This is a genomic window from Maritalea mobilis (genome assembly GCF_004363175.1).
Taxonomy (GTDB): Bacteria; Pseudomonadota; Alphaproteobacteria; order Rhizobiales; family Devosiaceae; genus Maritalea; species Maritalea mobilis.
Genome location: NZ_SNYR01000001.1, coordinates 14883 through 31451, shown reverse-complemented (window position 1 = coordinate 31451; position 16569 = coordinate 14883). Strand labels below are relative to the sequence as shown.

Here is a 16569-nt window from a genome sequence, read left to right as displayed (position 1 = left end):
CATGATGGAGATGGGACTAAATTTATGACGATTATTCCGATGCTTAGCCAATATTCTAAGCAGTTTAATTTTGACGGGCATGACATGCCCGCGGGCCGAAAAGGCCGAATTTTTTCAATGATTTGCGCCCAGCCGTTCCAAACCCGAAAGAAAATTGCAGAAGATACGGGCATTCGACCTGCCACGGTTTCCAAGCTGGTTCTCGATTTGATTGAAACAGGCCTCGTGGAAGAATCACGCCCTGAAGAAATCAGCCAAAAGGGTCGTCCGGAGATTGTTTTATCCCCAAATGTGAATCGGTTGGTCGCGCTTGTTGGCTACACTGTTTCGCGCACCATTCATTGCGCCGCAGTCAATTTGGCGGGCGAAGTTTTGCATGTGGCGAGTGAAAAAACCGTGGCTGATAGCGTCGACCCGGACCGTTTTATCACGATCATGGAATCCCTCTATCGCGAGTGCATGGCCAATTTACCCAAAGGCGCACAGTTTGCAGGCTATTCCATCTCCCTGCCCGGCATTGTGAATGAGGCCGAGAAGAAATGGGTTTACTCTATCTATTGGCCAAAGCTACTTGGGCTAGACCTCAATGTTCTCGAACAAAAGCTGCAAACCCCAGTTGGTGTGCGCAAAAACCTGAATTGCGAATTGCATGCGCGCTTTGACAAGCGATCAAGCCAGAAAACTCAAAGCATGGTGCTCGTGCACTGGGGTTTGGGCATCGGCGCCGCCTATGTTTGCGCGCAAGAAAATGGTCGCCGCTCCAGCTTGGGCGAGATCGGCCATTGCTGTGTGGATCAGGCCAGCACAGCCATTTGCAAATGCGGCATGGTCGGCTGCGTCGAAGCCGAAGCTGGCCTGTGGGCACTCAAGCAAAAATCGTCAGACCCGGATATGCCCATCGATGAGCGTCGGTTTCAAACCTATCTTGATCAAAAGGACAATGAACAAGATTACGCGCGGCAAATCGAGTTGATGGCCCTCACCTTGCGCAATGTGGTGCTCACGCTCACCCCTGACGAAATTGTGCTCACCGGCCCCTTCACCCACAATGAAGCGATCTTCAAACGACTGCTGGCTGCGTTTGATAAAGCTCTGCCCCCAAATTCGCTGATCACTAAAGATATGCGCCCCCACATTATCGCTGGCGACAAACATAATGCCGATGAGTTAATCGGCGCCGCCGCGCACCATTTTGGCAAACGGTTGGGCGAGCTTTGCGCTGACTGAGCCTAAAGTGGCGCGGCAGCAATTCGATATTTTGTTTTAAACGGAATGCCCGGCTTAAATCTCATTGTGGTGGGCGTGCCGCTCTCACTGATGGGATTGCCCGCTTTCGATTGGCTTGGTCCCAGATCGAAGGCCCCACAAATTGGCTCCATGCCCAACGCTTGGTGTCGGCCATTCCACGGATAGGCTTTGCGCCCCTTATTGGAATACCAAAGCAGCAAGCTGCCAAAATGCTCTTTTTGCCAGTTCAGATTCACAGCATATTTTTCTGCGGTGTATTCTAGGCCAACCTCACCGTTGATCCCGACGATCTGCAACAAGTCCTCGCATTCCTCCGGCAATGGCAACTGCGAGGCGTCAATCTGCTGCCCATTTCGGCCTGCTGCATTTTCCAATTTTTCAAATGTTTGGTTTGGCGCGAACAGTGCTGCTCCAGGCTCTACATCGCCGGGAAAACTATGCACGAAATCATAATGTTTGGCATCAATCCGCATATCGCCGGGGCGACCTAAGACCTTGAATGTCGGATGCAATCCAAATGACAGGTCACAAGCTTCACGGACAATCACCTCCAGCTCGAAGTCCAAGGCTGGCGCAGTTGGGTCTGGTGTAATTGTCCGGCGCAACATCTCAATCGGGTGTTCATCCGGATAACGGATCGACATGCTGATCATATCAGAACTGACCTGATCAAATTGCCAATTATGATTGGCGCTAAAGCCATGCGGATCAGTGGCAAAATTCTTATCGACGCCGACCGCTGGCCAGTTTTCTGGCAATTCGCGCAATGCGTCTGTGCCAAAAGGCACACAAGGCCATTCGCCCCGCAAGCGCTGCAAAATGCCAGGCAGTTCGGTCCGCCGATCATCCTCTCCCCAAGGGGCAACTTGAAAGGGCGAAACGCGTCGACCATTGGGCAGTTTGAACTCGACGGGACCAATCATGCCGCCGAGTGCTTGAACACTCAATTGACCGTGGCGCCATTCAAACGTCTTTTCCATCAGGCCTGCACTTTAAATCGATTTTCTGCCATGCCTTTTTCGTCGACACGCAAAGAGAACAAGCTCCCCGCCAGTCGCTGCCCCGGTGGGCACAATATGCTCGCGCTGGTGATGTAGAGCGTTTGCAAGTCTGCACCGCCAAACGTGCAGGTGGTGACATTTGAGATTGGCATTTCGATCAATCTGTCAATCGCCCCATCCGGTGCGACGCGCACGATACAATCCCCGCCAAAGCGGCAATTCCACAAATAGCCCTCAGCATCCATAGCCGACCCATCTGGCCCGCCCCGATCAAAGCCATCAAAGAATACCCGTTCATTCGAAATTGAGCCATCTGCCTTGTCGTAATCATAGGCATAGATTTGATTTTCCAGCGTGTCGCCAAAATAGAACTTGGTGTGATCAGGACTCCAACATAGCGTATTCGAAATCCCGAGATTATCGCGCCATTCCGTTACCTCGCCTGAAGGCGTGATGCGGAACAGAACGCCCTCGCCCGGGCCCGCATCACCCAGTTCGCCATCCGGTAAGACATTGTTTTTCATGGAGCCTACCCAGAAGTTGCCCAGCGGGTCGGCTCGGCCATCATTCAGGCGCACCTGCGGAAAGCCTTTTAACTTGAAGCCATGATCTTCGCGCCGATCCGTTTCTGGCCACCACCAGATCAGTTTGGACGCAAGCGCCAGTAAAAACCGCCCTGCTTCGCTGGTCAGTGATACAGCCACCACAGGCTCATCAAACAGCCAGCTTTGGGTGCTTTGGGTTTTCTCATCGTAACGATGCACAAGAAATCGATTGATATCGCACCAATAAACAGCCTGCTCCTCTGCAGACCAAACAGCGCCTTCGCCGGTTTTGTCGCCCGCAGGCACAACACATTGAATTTCTTGCGACATCATCTCCTCCTATGACCGAGATCTTGACGGACCCAGAGCATCCATATTCTGCACAAGCGCTTTCATATAACCAAGAGCGAATGCCTTGCCGGCGTGCCAGGATGCAGCGCATTGCATGGCTGGCGTATGGTCTGGTATCAAAACGCCCTGATAATTTTCGTCGCGCAGCACCCGCACAATTTCCGCCATATCAATATCGCCCTCATCGACGAAGGTCTCCACATAGTGTGGAATTTTGCCCTTCACATTTCTGAAGTGGATATAGCCAATGCGGTTGGCCCGCGCATAACGGCGCACATGTTCGTAAATCTCACCGCCCGGCATTTCCTGCAGTGAACCAAGGCAAAGTTCTAACCCGTTGGATGGCGAGTCGATCACGCCCATCAACCGATCATATTTTTCCGGTCGATTGACCAAGCGGGCCGTGCCGCGCAATTGTTCGGCTGGCGGATCGTCCGGGTGTGCTGCTAAAACCACCCCGGCCTCTTCAGCCACAGGCACCAGATCATTCAGAAAGCGGGATAAGCGGTCCCACATCTCGTCTGATGTTGCTGTGATTTGCGGCGCGTTCGGTTCTGGTTTGCGATAGCGCATGTTCCACACCATGCCATCTGAAATGGGCGCATCTGGATCAGGACGTTTGTGTTGATCTTCCTTCACGCCAAAGCCAACAGATTCCGCACCGCCGCGTGCATAAGGTCCGCGTGTCCACCCATAAACGCCTGCCAACGAAAAGTTGTAGCCAATGCAGGGAACACCCGCGCGCCCAGCATCGCGCACAAGTTGCTTTAAATCTTCAATTTGCTCGTCGCGCTTTGGTCCATCGAGAAGGATGTCATGCCAAAATTTCGGCGAGAAGTTTTCAATGGCTGCCAGTTCCAACCCGGCTTCGCGCACCATTTCCACCAAATCGCGCAATTCTTCATAGGTCCACAGCGTATCGTCCGAGCAATCGCCCCATCCGCTATCATCTCCGCTCGCAATGCGCGGATCGACCCCACGGAAATAATTGGTGAGGTGCGCCACAATATGGGTGGCCCCTGCCTGCACTGCGAATTGCAGATTATCAGGCGTAAGTTGTTCTCTATAAAGGCCTAAACCAATTTTCATAAATTTTGCCCAGCAGCTATTTAACGCCAATAGCTGCGGTGAGCCCCCCATCGATTTTATAGTCAGATCCGGTGATAAAGCCTGCACGATCAGAAGCGAGATAGGCCACCAATTCGGCCACTTCTTCTGGCTCGCCAATGCGGCCAATTGGGTGGGCTGCGCCAAAACGGGCGAAGGCCTCCTCTTCGCTCACCCCTTCACCGCCATATTTGGCAGCTGCAAGTGAAAGGATGGGCGTGCGCACTGAACCTGGGCTCACGGAATTCACGCGAATGCCAGCTTCTGCATGATCCAACGCCATGGCGCGAGTTACCGCGTGGATTGCCCCTTTTGACGCTACATAAGCCGCAACATTTTGCTGGCAATTATGACCTTGCACGGAAGAAATATTGACGATGGCACCACCGCCGCGTTTCTCCATTTCTGGAATGCCAAAATGGGCCGTGAGATAGATAGATCCCACATTGACCGTCAGGCATTTTTGCCATGTGGCCCAATCCGTGGTGGTCACGGTGCCAAACGGATGCACGGCTGCCGCATTGACAATAATGTCCAGCCCGCCATGTGCTGCCACAATGGCCGCGACAGCATCCTGCACCGCTTTCTCATCGGAAACATCCGCTTGCCGCACGGACATGTTTAGCCCTTGCTCTTTAGCTATGGCGTCGAATTTCGCATTTGCGTCCGGGTCAATGCCGCAGGCAACAACGGTCGCCCCGGCACTCGCCATGCGCACTGCTGAGGTTAGCCCAATGCCGGACGTGCCTGTAACAAGTGCAATTTTTCCTTCAAATTCAGTCATATCGCCCTCCTTAGCGCACACGCTCTAGCACTTGGTTCAGCAGCACGGCGCCGAGGATGATCCCGCCACGCACCACATATTGCCAATATTCGCTCACATTCATCAGCGTCATGCCGTTTGAAATACAGCCGAGGAAAAGCACGCCGATCAGTGTGCCCCAAATCCGGCCTTTGCCACCAAACAGCGAGGTGCCGCCAATGATCACCGCGGCGATCACATCCAACTCCATGCCTGTGGCGGTTGTGCCGGTGCCTGACCCGATTTGCGAGGCAATCAATGTGCCTGAAATAGCTGTCAGCACGCCGGTGATGGCCAGTGTCATGCTTTTCACCAACCACACATTGATGCCGGAAAGCCGTGCAGCTTCCAGATTGCCGCCCACGGCATAAACCGCACGGCCAAAGCTGGTGTTGTTCATGATGAAATGCATCGCCACGAAAGTGAAGGCAAACACATAGACAGGGAACGGAATGCCAAACAGATAGCCGCCGCCCAAAAAGTCGAAGCCAGATGGGAAGTTGGTGAGCGGAAAGCCGCCCGTGATCAAGTTTGCCACGCCGCGCAGCGCTGCAAACAGCGCCAAGGTGGTGATGAAGGTTGGCACGTCGAACCAGCGGCGGAATTGCCCAGTGAGAAAGCCAACGCTGAAGCCGACCGATACGGCAACAGCAAACCCAACGGCCACGCCGCCCCAGCCGCCAATTGCCCCGGCAAACCAAGCTACGATACAGCCCGCGAGCGCAACGCCCGCACCAACGGAAAGGTCAATTTCGCCTGAAATGATCACCGCCGTCATGCCAAAGGCGATGATGCCGAGCATGGATACTGTGCGCAAAACGTTCAGCAAATTATGGGTTGAGGCGAAGCCTGGCGCCATAAAAATCAAAAAGACAATCAACGCCCCGAGGATGATTTCCATCGGGTAATTTCGAAGAATGCCAATGGCAAAGTTTTCTTTGCGCTCAACATGTTCAGTTGTTGTGGTCAATTTTTGGCTCCTTCCATGCACAAGCCATAAAGCTCAGAAAGATTTGTTTTTGTTGGGTCCACCTCGGTGACAATTTCACCCTGCCGCATCACCAAAACACGGTCAGCAACTTCCAACACTTCTTCCAATTCCGTAGATACAAAGATGCTCGACAAACCATGTTCGGCACCTTCCCAAATAATATCGAAGATCTGCCGTTTCGCGTGTACGTCCACGCCCCGGCTCGGCTCGTCAAAAAACATTACGTTCGGCTTGGTGTTCAGCCATTTGCCGATCACAACTTTTTGCTGGTTGCCGCCAGAAAGGGATGAAACGGGCAATTCCGGATCGTCAGTTTTGATCGACAAATCCTTGATTTGCTTGTCGACAAATGGCTTTTCCTGCGCGCGGGTGATGACGCCGCCCTTTGCCACTGCGTCCAAACTCGCCATGCACAAATTGTCCGTGATCGCCGCCATTTGCACCAAACCGACTTCTTTGCGGTTCTCCGGCGTATAGCCTAGGCCCGCCTGGCTCATCTGCCGTGGCGTATAGCCTGTCACATCTTTGCCGTTCAGCGTCACACTGCCCGCATTCAATGGATCAGCGCCAAAGATCGCGCGCATCACTTCCGTGCGGCCCGCGCCGAGCAGCCCCGCAATGCCGAGAATTTCGCCGGGATACAGTTCAAACGAAATGTCTTTGAAGGCGTGGGTACGGGAGATATTTTTCACCTGCAACACGGGGTTACTGCGCTCAATGGCGCGACGCGGCGGCCGGGTTGCATGGGCTTCATCGCCAAACATCATGCCCACAATGTCGGCATGGTCAGCGTCTTTCATTTCAACGCTGCCAATATAATGGCCATCGCGGATCACCGTGCAGGTGTCAGCAATGTCAAACAGTTCGCTCATGCGGTGGGTGATGTAAATCATGGTCACGCCCTGCTCTTTCAAGCGGCGCACCAGACCAAACAGCATGTTCACTTCTTTTGTTGCGAGTGCCGAAGTCGGCTCATCAAGTAACAAAATTGACGGGTTGAAGGACATGGCTTTCGCGATCTCGACGACTTGCTGCTGCCCAACGCTCAGCGTGGAAACAGCTTGGCGTGATTTAATGTTCACGCCCATATCTTGCAGCAAGGCATCAGCCTGCGCGTGCAGTTTTTTCCAATGCACAAATGATAAGCCGCCCACATTTCGCTGGGGCAATCGGCCCAAATAGATGTTCTCACCCACGGTCAGCTCTGGCACCAAAGACAGTTCTTGGTGCACCGTCACAATGCCGGCGGCGAATGAATCGTGAGGCGATGTAAATTGGCGTTGCTCACCATTTACGAACATGGTGCCCAATGTAGGTTGAATAACACCCGCCAGCAGCTTCACAAGAGTGGATTTGCCGGAGCCGTTCTTTCCCATCAAGGCGTGTACACGCCCCTTATCAAAACGATGGGTAAAGGATGAGAGTGCTTTTGTTGGACCATAAAGCTTGGTGACATCGTGGAATTCGAGCACACCATCTTCGTCGGTTTTTGTCGCGAGTTTTTGCATAATCATCGCCCAGAGAAGAGTTGAATGGGGCGAGTTAAATCGCCCCAATTCTCATTTTAGTTGGTTAGGGCTTTCAAGCCTTCTTTAAAGGCGTTTACGCCTTCAGGATCGATGCGCTGCAATGGCAATACAGGCACAGAAATGTCTTTCTCGACCTCTTCGCCATCAATCAATTTGATTGCAGCGTCGATCGCCAAACGGCCCACTTCAAGAGGTTGCTGTGCAGTCACCGCTTGCAACACATTGTCGTCATCAAGCAGCATGTTTGCCAATTGCTCAGAACCGTCTGTACCGAACACAAACACTTTGCCCTCAAGGCCCGCACGTTTCACGGCTTGCACCGCACCAACTGTGCCGCCCTCATTCGCTGCATAAAGCACTTGAATGTCTGGGTTAGCGGTCAACATATCGCTGGCTACCGCCACCGCTTTTTCAGCCAACCACGCATCTTGCGCCGAGACCACGTCCACATAGTCTTCAACTTGGCTCAAGAAGCCGTTTACGCGGCCATCTGATTGTTCTGGCAACAGTGACTTAAAGGCCAATGTGCCGATTTTCACTTTCTCGCCACCACCCAGTTCTTTCAAGAACTCAACAGCTGCTTTACCTGTGCCAATACCGATATCGGTGTTTGAGCTGGTTACGCTGGCTTGTGCAATGTCGCCATTTACTGTGGTGCCGAATGTCACCACGATCACGCCTGCATCACGCGCCTTTTTCAGGGCTGTCATTGACGCATCGGCTGACAATGGGGTCACAGCAATCGCATCAACACCGCGTGCGATATATGTGTCGATCAACTGAGCTTCTTTTTCTAGCTTGCTGTCGCTGTTGGCCGAAAGCAATTGGTCGTCAGATTCAGCGGTTGCTTTCTCCATGCCAATTTGCACGCCACGCATATATTGGTCCTGCTGGAACACAATACCCGCGATTGACTTGCCTTCAGCATAAGCAGAAGTACCCGTTAAGCTGACGCCAGCGGCCAAAGCGGCCATGACAAGAAAGTTTCTTTTTGATTTGTCCATTTCCAATCTCCTTGTACAACGCCCTTTATAGTTGTCACCGGCGTGTCGGGCTTCCTCCGGCTTGGCACGTGATTGCAGATGCAAAACACCTGCTGTTTTTGATTGCGGCTCAGTCCTATGTTTTCACAACAAACCGCAAACCAAATTCCAAATGACGGCTTACCAAATAGGCATAGGCAATTCTGTCGCGCTCGCGCAGCGCGCCAATAATTTCCTCATGTGCCTCGTAGGTTGCCGATTGTGTGGGACGCTCAGTTTTACCGATGAGCATGATTTCTTCGATCACTGGCCGCATCATGCGATAGGCCGCCACTGTGGTGCGATTGCCAGATAGCGCGACCAACGCTTCATGAAACTCAAAATCGTGACGCGCCGCATCTTCTGCAGTTTTTGAGCTCAACATGCGAGCATTGATGGTGCTGAGATGATCAATGTCCTCATCCTTCGCCTTCATCAAAATCCGATCCCCTACCCCGATTTCAATAATCCGGCGATAGTCCTGCAAATCGCGGAACGATTCAGGCGAGATACCTTGATGAAAAGAGAAAAGACGCTTCAGCGCTTCTGATTGACCGCCACAGATCACCGCGCCGACTTTGGGGCGTGTTTCGATGATACCAAAGGCTCGCAAAACCTGCATGGCTTCGCGCACTGTGTTACGGCCGATCTGAAATTGCTCGCTGAGCTCGCGCTCCGTTGGCAAGGCATCGCCAATGGTCAACTCACGCTCAGCAATAAGCCCTCTAATCTGTTCAACCGCACGGTCAACAGCAGAGGTTTTTGAAGCCCCCTCTTCCGAAACGGCATCCTGATTTGGCTTTTGATCAATTGCGCTCAAAATTTCCTCCCACGCTTATTTATTTGTTGGACCACATGAAAAAATATGTCAAGAAAAAATGAAAATTTTTGTAATTTTCGTCAAATTTACACTTTTTTTCTGATTAAATCTTGCAAATTTCAACTTTTTATCCATTATTGCCTCAATCTGGTCCAACAAAAAGAAAATTGGGAGTGCGGCATGAATTTTATGGAAGAGTGTTTTCGATGGTACGGGCCAGAGGATCCTGTTTCACTGCGCGACGTGCGCCACACTGGTGCCACTGGCGTGGTTTCTGCACTGCATCATATTTACGATGGTTCCGTGTGGCCGACTGAGGAAATTGAAAAGCGCAACGCCATGATTCAGAACGCTGGATTGCGGTGGAGCGTTGTCGAAAGCATTCCGGTGCATAATTCCATTAAGCTGGGCACCAAAGCCCGCGATACCTATATCGGCTGGTATAAAGACACGATGCGCAATCTGGCCCAAAGCGGCCTAGAGGTTATTTGCTACAACTTCATGCCCGTTGTGGACTGGACCCGCACCGAACTCACCCATCCGTTAGAAAATGGCGCATTTGCGCTACGGTTCGATGCCGTCGATTTTGCCGCATACGACTTGTTTGTTTTGAAACGGCGTAATGCGGAAGCCAGCTATGCACCGACAGGCATTGCCATCGCCGAAGCGCGGTTCAACGCGCTAACACCTGAAAAGATCGAACGCATTGAGCGCAATTTGATCGCAGGGCTCCCCGCCACAGAGCGCCAATACAATCGCGAGAGCTTTTTACAGGCGGTTGAGGAATATGACGGGGTCAGCCATGAGGATTTGCACAGCAACCTTGCGCATTTCTTGAATGAAATCATACCGGTTGCAAAAGAATTGGGTCTCCGCATGTGCATTCACCCGGATGACCCCTCTTTCTCGCTATATGGCCTGCCCCGCATTGTTTCCACCGCAGATGACGCCCGTCGAATTTTGGGCGCGGTGGACGATCATGCAAATGGACTTACCTTTTGCACAGGTTCGTTTGGCACACGCGAAGACAATGATTTGGTGGCGATGGCCACTGAGTTTGCCCCTCGCATTCATTTCGCGCATTTGCGCAATGTGCAGCGCGAGCAAGATGGTTCATTCCATGAGGCAGATCATTTGGCTGGCTCAAGCGACATTGTTGCTGTGCTTTACACGCTTTTGGACGAACAAAAGCGCCGCCAAGCCGAAGGCCGGGCCGACTGGCAAATTCCTGTTCGTCCGGACCATGGGCACTTGTTGGCCGATGACATCGATAAAGACGAAACTTATCCGGGCTATTCGCTCATTGGTCGTTTGCGCGGCCTGGCCGAATTGCGGGGCGCTATGCACGGCATCGCCAGTGCCCAACGGATGCAAATCAAGGAGCGATAGGGATGACCAGCTATAAAAATGATGATGAATTGTTCGCCGCTATTCGCGAAAAGCTTTTCACTGCTGTTGTCGGCGACATTTTAGACGTGATGGGCTATCGCCACCAATTCTTGCCGCCTCACATTAAGCCGCTTCGCGACGATATGGTGGTGCTTGGTCGTGCCATGACCGTTTTGGAAGCTGATTATTTTGAGCCTGAGCCTTCGCAGGGCAATGGTCCGTTCAGCCATCAAGGCTTTGGCCTGATGTTCCATGCGCTTGATGATCTTAAGCCAAACGAAGTTTATGTTTGCGCTGGCGCATCACCCAACTATGCAGTTTGGGGTGAACTTATGTCGACCCGCGCCATACATCTAAAAGCCAATGGCGCGATTTGCGACGGATATTGTCGCGACAGTGAAGGCATTTTGAAGTTGAACTTCCCAACCTTCAGCCATGGCACCTATGCGCAAGATCAAGGCCCGCGCGGCAAAGTGATTGATTATCGCGTCCCCATTGAAATCGGCAAAATCCGCATCAACCCCGGTGATTTGATGTTTGGTGACCGTGACGGCGTTTTGGTGATCCCGCAAGCGGCTGAAGAAGAAGCCATTGCGCGCGCCTTTGAAAAGACCAGCACCGAAAATAAAGTTCGGTTGGCGATCGAAGGTGGCATGAGTACCGTTGAAGCCTATGAACGCTTTGGCGTGATGTAAGGCGGCACGATCATGCAAGGCGATATCAGCACACGGTGCATAGATTTGGTGAGCACTTTGGGTTTGATGGACAAGAACGACATCTTGTCCGTTACGCCGCTCACCGGGGGCGTTGCGTCTGATATCGCGGTTATTGAAACACCAACCCAAAAGCTGTGCGCAAAATTTGCGCTTGCTAAAATGAAGGTTACGGAGGACTGGCAGGCCCCTATTCACCGCAATAAAGCGGAATATTTGTGGTTGCAGTCTCTCGCCCAAATTGCACCAGAAAATTGCGCTCAACTTTACGGCCACTCCGAAGAATTGGGTGGTTTCGTCATGGAGTTTATTGAAGGCGATGATGTGTTTGTTTGGAAGTCTAACCTTCTCAACAGCGCACCGCCGCGCGGTGAAGCGGGGAAATTGGGCGCCTTGCTGGCCAAACTTCATCTTTTCAGCAGCCAGGCAAATTTCAACAAGGCAGATTTTGACAATCAGGGTGACTTTGAAGCGCTGCGGATTGAACCCTATCTGCAGCACCTCAAAACGGTTCACCCTAATCTCGAAGCGGATTTGGACGATGTAATTGACATGGTGCGTGCCAATCGAAAAGCGCTCATCCATGGGGACATCAGTCCAAAGAATATTCTGTTTCGAGATGGTCAGCCCATTATTCTAGACGCTGAATGCGCCACTTTTGGTGATCCTGCTTTTGATGCGGCCTTTTGCCTAAACCATCTGATTTTGAAGGCTATTCATGTGCCAGCGATGCAGCGTGAATATGTGCAAGAAGCCCATCGGTTTTGGGATTTTTATGCCATTCAAGCCAATTGGGAACCGGGCCGAGACTTAGAACGTCGCGTTGCCCGCCTTTTACCGGCGCTCATGCTGGCCCGTGTAGATGGCAAATCGCCCGTCGAATATTTGGGCCGCACTCAACGGGAATATGTACGCGCACTCGCAATCTCCCTGTTGAAACAAAACACCAGCCAGCTTAGCGAGATTTTTGCAGCAGGCGACTTTAGCGAGGGAGCCGGACTTTGACCGCAATTGAAAACATTAAGGGTCGACGCGTTTGGGATTCTCGCGGCAACCCCACCATTGAGGTGGAGATCACCTTAGAGAATGGCAAATTGGGTCGCGCCATTGCGCCAGCGGGCGCGTCTCGTGGCACGCGCGAAGCCATTGACCTACGCGATGGCGGCAAACATTTGCGCGGCATGGATGTGCAAAAGGCGCTGCATCATCTCAATCATCAAATTGCACCCGAATTTGTGGGCAAAAACATCGAGGACCAAGCCGACCTAGATCAGCTTTTGCTGCAGCTAGATCCCTCGCCGCTCAAATCCAAGTTGGGTGGCAACGCCATGGTGGCAACCTCCCTCGCCTTTTTGCACGCCAGCGCCGCAAATTTAGATCAGCCGCTTTGGCAGCGCGTATCAAAACTTTATGGCCGCACACCAAGCTTACCGCTCCCTGAAATTCAAATTTTTGGCGGTGGTGCCCATGCAGGACGACGGGTCGACATTCAAGATTTCATGGTGATGGTACCCGGCGCAAAAAGCTTCGACGAAGTGATGGAAATCACTAATGAGATTTATTTCGCCGCTGGCGATTTGATGAAAGCGAAAGGCCAATTGGCAGGTGTTGCCGATGAAGGCGGCTGGTGGCCCAACTTCGATAGCAATGAAGAAGCGTTAGAAACTCTGGTGCGCGCCATTGAGAAAGCTGGCGAAAAGCCCGGCGACCGCGTGGTCATTTCACTTGATGTCGCCGCCAGCGAGTTTGGGAAAGACGGCCAATATAAATTGGCCCTAGAAGATCGCGACCTGTCCAGCGCTCAACTGATTGAGTTGTTGGGCCAATGGATTGCCGATTATCCCATCGCCAGCATTGAGGATCCGCTGGGCGAAGACGACCCTGAAGGCATGATCGAGTTTACCAAAAGATTTGGCGACCGGGTCCAAATCATTGGCGACGATTTTCTCGTGACCAACGCTAAGTTGGTTAAAGATGCGCAGCAGATGGGCGCTTGCAACGCCGTGCTCATCAAGGTCAATCAGGCGGGCACTGTCAGCGAAGCCATCGCGGCATTTGAAGCCGCATCGCAACAGGGTTGGCAATCGATTGTGTCGGCCCGTTCTGGCGAAACTGAAGATGTATCCATCAGCCGTTTGGCCGTTGGGCTGGGTGCTGGCCAACTCAAGGTTGGCTCCTTCACCCGTTCCGAGCGCATGGCGAAGTGGAACGAGGTTTTACGCATTCAAGATCAACTTGGCGCAGGTGCCTTCGTGCAAGGCGCGCCGCTTCACAACACATTTTGGGCTCAGAAAGGGCAATAGACATGAAATTAATGCGCGTTGGCGACATTGGGCAGGAAGTGCCCTGCATTCTGGATCAAGACGGTAAAGCACGCGATGTATCACGCCTTGCGCGCGATTTTACACCGGAAACAATTGCTGGGTTGCAGCAGGCATTGGCCGATTTTGACTTGTCCGCCCTGCCCGTTGTTTCACTCGAAAATGTGCGCATCGGCGCGCCCGTGGCACAGCCGAAAAACATCTATTGTATTGGCCTCAACTATTCTGACCACGCCAAAGAAGCGGGCATGGAGCCGCCGAAAGAACCGATTTTGTTCAACAAATCTTCCGGCACCTATTGTGGCCCCAATGATCCCATTTTGTTTTCAGACAAAATGACCAAATTGGATTGGGAAGTTGAGCTGGGCATTGTGATCGGCAAGCAAGCGCTAAACATTTCACAAGATCAGGCGTTGGAGCACATTCTGGGCTACACCGTGGTCAATGATGTGTCGGAGCGTGCTTGGCAGCTGGATCGGGGCGGCCAATGGGCAAAGGGCAAAGGCTTCCCGAACTTTTGCCCCACTGGGCCGCTTGTCTTAACGACAGACGAGTTGGGCGGCGCGGACAATCTCGCCATGTGGCTTGATGTGAATGGTGAGCGCATGCAAACCGGCAACACCAACACCATGATTTTCGACCCTGCTTTTATCGTGGCCTATCTTTCAGAATTTATGCGTCTCGAACCGGGCGATTTGATCTGCACTGGCACTCCGCCAGGCGTCGGCATGGGCAAAACCCCGCCGCTTTATCTTAAGCCGGGCGATCAGGTTGAACTCAGCATCGATAAGCTGGGCACACAGTCCCAGCGTGTTGTGGCGATTTAGCGGAGAGAAAAATGGATATTGTGCCAAACCGACTAGAAGGTAAAACTGCACTTGTTACAGCCGCAGGCCAAGGTATTGGCCGCGCCATTGCCGAGCGATTGCGGGATGAAGGGGCTGACGTTTTTGCGTCCGATATCAATGGTGACTTGCTGACGGATTTGAACGGCACAACCAACAATGTCTTGGACGCAACGGATCAATCTGCGATTGCCGATTATGTCGCGCAGTTTAAGCAGATTGACGTCTTGGTGCACGCAGTGGGCTACGTGCACCAAGGCACGATTGAAGAAACAAATGCGGATGCATGGCAACGGTCTATCGACATCACCCTCACCAGCGCCTATAATGTCATTGGCGCCGCAATTCCGAAGATGAAAGCCCGAGGCGGCTCTATCATCACCATCGGCTCAGTCGCCAGCTCCATCAAGGGCTTCCCCAAACGCGTAGCCTATGGCGCAGCCAAAGGCGGCATAATCGGCCTCACCAAGGCCATCGCCGCTGACTATGTCGGCATCGGCATCCGGTGCAACAGCGTGTGCCCTGGCACCGTAGACAGCCCCAGCCTACGTGATCGCATTTCAGAATTGGCCGCGCAGATGGGCAGCGAAGAGCAAGCCCTACAGTTCTTCATAGACCGCCAACCCACAGGCCGCTTCGGCACCAGCGAAGAAATCGCAGGCATCTGCGCCTTCCTAGCCTCAAATGAAAGCGCGCTCATCACAGGCCAAGCTATCAATATTGATGGTGGGATTACGATTTAGTATGAGGATGTTCAGTTTATCTATCGCAAAAGCAAATTCACGGCACATTTGGAGCGTCAGCCCGCTTAACATTCTAAAATCAATTCAAGCAATCAGTATGGTAAGGCGACGCAAAAGGTTCGATAAACACACCTTCTACATCTGGCACCGTAAATTCCTGTTCTGATCCAATATATACATATAAATCATAGCCAAAATGGACATAGGTATTCTTATCGGCGTTGGCGCGCACCCAAAGCATTTCTCGCAAACTCAATCGAAAAAGCACTTCAAATTCCAGAATATCGACATTGGAGCCTTCAGATAGTTTCCTCAAAACCGGATGGTCAGATAACTTTTCAAGTCGGGGAATACCTGACCGTCTCAGCGGGAGTTCGATTTCAACCTCAGATATCGTCAAGCTCGTAATTTGCAGCCGACTAAAAATTTCCCTAGCCGCCTCCCATTATGCATCTTCTTGAGCAAGATAGTCCTCAGCTGTGAGCGAATATCTTTCGCTGATGTCAGAGGCGGAAGTCCAATCATCCAACAAGTAGGCGTCGGAAAGCATTAGGCCTCAACGTCTTCTAGTTTATTTTTGCTATTATCTTGCATGCGATTTGCGCCAATTTTTCCAACATATTTTAGCAACCGCCCTTAATCCCATAATCAGGAAAATTAATCCAACCGCGCCGAAAACAATGGTTGTATATAGTGCCAACCCCGACCTTCCCGGTAATGCGAAAGCAAATATTGCAGCTGACGCTAAGGCTGTTAAAACCGCTGCGTGTTTAAAACTTGAAACCAACAAAGTAAAAAACGCAACCAGCCCCAGCCCAAAAAACATATGCAAGAGAAACCTTAGCGTCAGCGTAAATGGCGCCCCTCTTGGGCGTGGGAGATGGGCAATGGCTGTTCGAAAGAGCAACACCAACATCAGTATATAAAGCAATGTAAAAAAAACGCCCTCTGCGAGCTTCTTTACCTTGGTGGCCACTAGTTTTTCCTAATTTATTTGGTTGGCGAAGTCATCAGTTTCAGGCAGCAATCAAAAGTTGATACGCGAGAATACAATACATATTGCAATGGACCTAAAGGTGTACCTACCAAATGCCGCGTAAATTGGGCCGTTTGGGTTTCCAACGAAGCGGACCGACTTCTAC

Annotated in this window: 17 protein-coding genes; 7 read left to right on the top strand and 10 right to left on the bottom strand. The window is 52.0% G+C overall.

The features are described 5' to 3' along the window. Window positions 1-24: 24 nt before the first annotated feature. On the top strand, window positions 25-1227 hold the full coding sequence (locus ATL17_RS00140; protein WP_133570766.1) for an ROK family transcriptional regulator: 1203 nt from the start codon (window positions 25-27) through the stop codon (window positions 1225-1227). A gap of 2 nt (window positions 1228-1229) precedes the next feature. Here the strand turns inward: ATL17_RS00140 and ATL17_RS00135 are convergent, their stop codons facing one another. The 8 genes from ATL17_RS00135 to ATL17_RS00100 form a co-directional block, all read right to left on the bottom strand. After that, a complete protein-coding gene (locus ATL17_RS00135) occupies window positions 1230-2228 on the bottom strand; it encodes a hypothetical protein (protein ID WP_133570765.1) in 999 nt (332 codons plus the stop codon). Beyond that, complete coding sequence (locus ATL17_RS00130; protein WP_246028599.1) at window positions 2228-3127, bottom strand: SMP-30/gluconolactonase/LRE family protein; 900 nt, start codon at window positions 3125-3127, stop codon at window positions 2228-2230. Before ATL17_RS00130 ends, ATL17_RS00135 begins: the two co-directional genes overlap by 1 nt. 6 nt (window positions 3128-3133) lie before the next feature. Next, a complete protein-coding gene (locus ATL17_RS00125) occupies window positions 3134-4234 on the bottom strand; it encodes a mannonate dehydratase (RefSeq protein ID WP_133570764.1) in 1101 nt (366 codons plus the stop codon). Window positions 4235-4250: 16 nt separating this feature from the next. Then, window positions 4251-5036 carry an SDR family NAD(P)-dependent oxidoreductase gene (locus tag ATL17_RS00120; RefSeq protein WP_133570763.1) on the bottom strand — a complete coding sequence of 262 codons (786 nt, stop codon included), beginning with the start codon at window positions 5034-5036 and terminating at the stop codon, window positions 4251-4253. Window positions 5037-5046: 10 nt separating this feature from the next. Then, window positions 5047-6024 (bottom strand): ABC transporter permease, encoded by a 978-nt coding sequence (locus ATL17_RS00115; RefSeq protein WP_133570762.1) that lies wholly within the window; start codon window positions 6022-6024, stop codon window positions 5047-5049. Then, window positions 6021-7553: a sugar ABC transporter ATP-binding protein gene (locus ATL17_RS00110; RefSeq protein WP_133570761.1), complete on the bottom strand. Its 1533-nt coding sequence runs from the start codon at window positions 7551-7553 to the stop codon at window positions 6021-6023. The genes ATL17_RS00115 and ATL17_RS00110 overlap by 4 nt, the downstream gene beginning before the upstream one ends. 56 nt (window positions 7554-7609) lie before the next feature. Beyond that, a complete protein-coding gene (locus ATL17_RS00105) occupies window positions 7610-8578 on the bottom strand; it encodes a substrate-binding domain-containing protein (RefSeq protein WP_133570760.1) in 969 nt (322 codons plus the stop codon). A gap of 115 nt (window positions 8579-8693) precedes the next feature. Beyond that, a complete protein-coding gene (locus tag ATL17_RS00100) occupies window positions 8694-9416 on the bottom strand; it encodes a FadR/GntR family transcriptional regulator (protein WP_133570759.1) in 723 nt (240 codons plus the stop codon). A gap of 189 nt (window positions 9417-9605) precedes the next feature. Between ATL17_RS00100 and uxuA the strand changes: the two genes are divergently transcribed. The 6 genes from uxuA to ATL17_RS00070 are packed head-to-tail and all read left to right on the top strand — an operon-like array spanning window position 9606 to window position 15427. Next, window positions 9606-10805: a mannonate dehydratase gene (uxuA, locus tag ATL17_RS00095; RefSeq protein ID WP_133572141.1), complete on the top strand. Its 1200-nt coding sequence runs from the start codon at window positions 9606-9608 to the stop codon at window positions 10803-10805. A gap of 2 nt (window positions 10806-10807) precedes the next feature. Continuing rightward, window positions 10808-11500: an RraA family protein gene (locus tag ATL17_RS00090; protein WP_133570758.1), complete on the top strand. Its 693-nt coding sequence runs from the start codon at window positions 10808-10810 to the stop codon at window positions 11498-11500. Between the two features lie 12 nt (window positions 11501-11512). Continuing rightward, window positions 11513-12523, top strand: a complete 1011-nt coding sequence (locus ATL17_RS00085) for a phosphotransferase family protein (RefSeq protein ID WP_133570757.1) — start codon at window positions 11513-11515, stop codon at window positions 12521-12523. Continuing rightward, on the top strand, window positions 12520-13821 hold the full coding sequence (eno, locus tag ATL17_RS00080) for a phosphopyruvate hydratase (RefSeq protein ID WP_133570756.1): 1302 nt from the start codon (window positions 12520-12522) through the stop codon (window positions 13819-13821). Before ATL17_RS00085 ends, eno begins: the two co-directional genes overlap by 4 nt. Before the next feature lie 2 nt (window positions 13822-13823). After that, window positions 13824-14666 (top strand): fumarylacetoacetate hydrolase family protein, encoded by an 843-nt coding sequence (locus ATL17_RS00075; RefSeq protein WP_133570755.1) that lies wholly within the window; start codon window positions 13824-13826, stop codon window positions 14664-14666. Window positions 14667-14677: 11 nt separating this feature from the next. Continuing rightward, window positions 14678-15427, top strand: coding sequence for an SDR family oxidoreductase (locus ATL17_RS00070; protein WP_246028598.1), 750 nt, complete (start codon window positions 14678-14680; stop codon window positions 15425-15427). Between the two features lie 79 nt (window positions 15428-15506). On the opposite strand, the gene ATL17_RS00065 is transcribed toward ATL17_RS00070, so the two are convergent. Both ATL17_RS00065 and ATL17_RS00060 read right to left on the bottom strand, forming a co-directional pair. Further along, the gene (locus ATL17_RS00065) at window positions 15507-15827 is read right to left on the bottom strand and encodes a hypothetical protein (protein ID WP_133570754.1); all 321 of its coding nucleotides are present in this window, start codon (window positions 15825-15827) and stop codon (window positions 15507-15509) included. A gap of 183 nt (window positions 15828-16010) precedes the next feature. After that, window positions 16011-16403 carry a hypothetical protein gene (locus tag ATL17_RS00060; protein ID WP_133570753.1) on the bottom strand — a complete coding sequence of 131 codons (393 nt, stop codon included), beginning with the start codon at window positions 16401-16403 and terminating at the stop codon, window positions 16011-16013. Window positions 16404-16569 lie beyond the last annotated feature (166 nt).

What these genes read in the sequence shown, in the direction of transcription:
- ATL17_RS00140 (WP_133570766.1), top strand. Translation starts at nt 25, where the DNA reads ATGACGATTATTCCGATGCTTAGCCAATATTCTAAGCAGTTTAATTTT.
- ATL17_RS00135 (WP_133570765.1), bottom strand. Translation starts at nt 2,228, where the DNA reads ATGGAAAAGACGTTTGAATGGCGCCACGGTCAATTGAGTGTTCAAGCA.
- ATL17_RS00130 (WP_246028599.1), bottom strand. Translation starts at nt 3,127, where the DNA reads ATGATGTCGCAAGAAATTCAATGTGTTGTGCCTGCGGGCGACAAAACC.
- ATL17_RS00125 (WP_133570764.1), bottom strand. Translation starts at nt 4,234, where the DNA reads ATGAAAATTGGTTTAGGCCTTTATAGAGAACAACTTACGCCTGATAAT.
- ATL17_RS00120 (WP_133570763.1), bottom strand. Translation starts at nt 5,036, where the DNA reads ATGACTGAATTTGAAGGAAAAATTGCACTTGTTACAGGCACGTCCGGC.
- ATL17_RS00110 (WP_133570761.1), bottom strand. Translation starts at nt 7,553, where the DNA reads ATGCAAAAACTCGCGACAAAAACCGACGAAGATGGTGTGCTCGAATTC.
- ATL17_RS00105 (WP_133570760.1), bottom strand. Translation starts at nt 8,578, where the DNA reads ATGGACAAATCAAAAAGAAACTTTCTTGTCATGGCCGCTTTGGCCGCT.
- uxuA (WP_133572141.1), top strand. Translation starts at nt 9,606, where the DNA reads ATGGAAGAGTGTTTTCGATGGTACGGGCCAGAGGATCCTGTTTCACTG.
- ATL17_RS00090 (WP_133570758.1), top strand. Translation starts at nt 10,808, where the DNA reads ATGACCAGCTATAAAAATGATGATGAATTGTTCGCCGCTATTCGCGAA.
- ATL17_RS00085 (WP_133570757.1), top strand. Translation starts at nt 11,513, where the DNA reads ATGCAAGGCGATATCAGCACACGGTGCATAGATTTGGTGAGCACTTTG.
- ATL17_RS00075 (WP_133570755.1), top strand. Translation starts at nt 13,824, where the DNA reads ATGAAATTAATGCGCGTTGGCGACATTGGGCAGGAAGTGCCCTGCATT.
- ATL17_RS00070 (WP_246028598.1), top strand. Translation starts at nt 14,678, where the DNA reads ATGGATATTGTGCCAAACCGACTAGAAGGTAAAACTGCACTTGTTACA.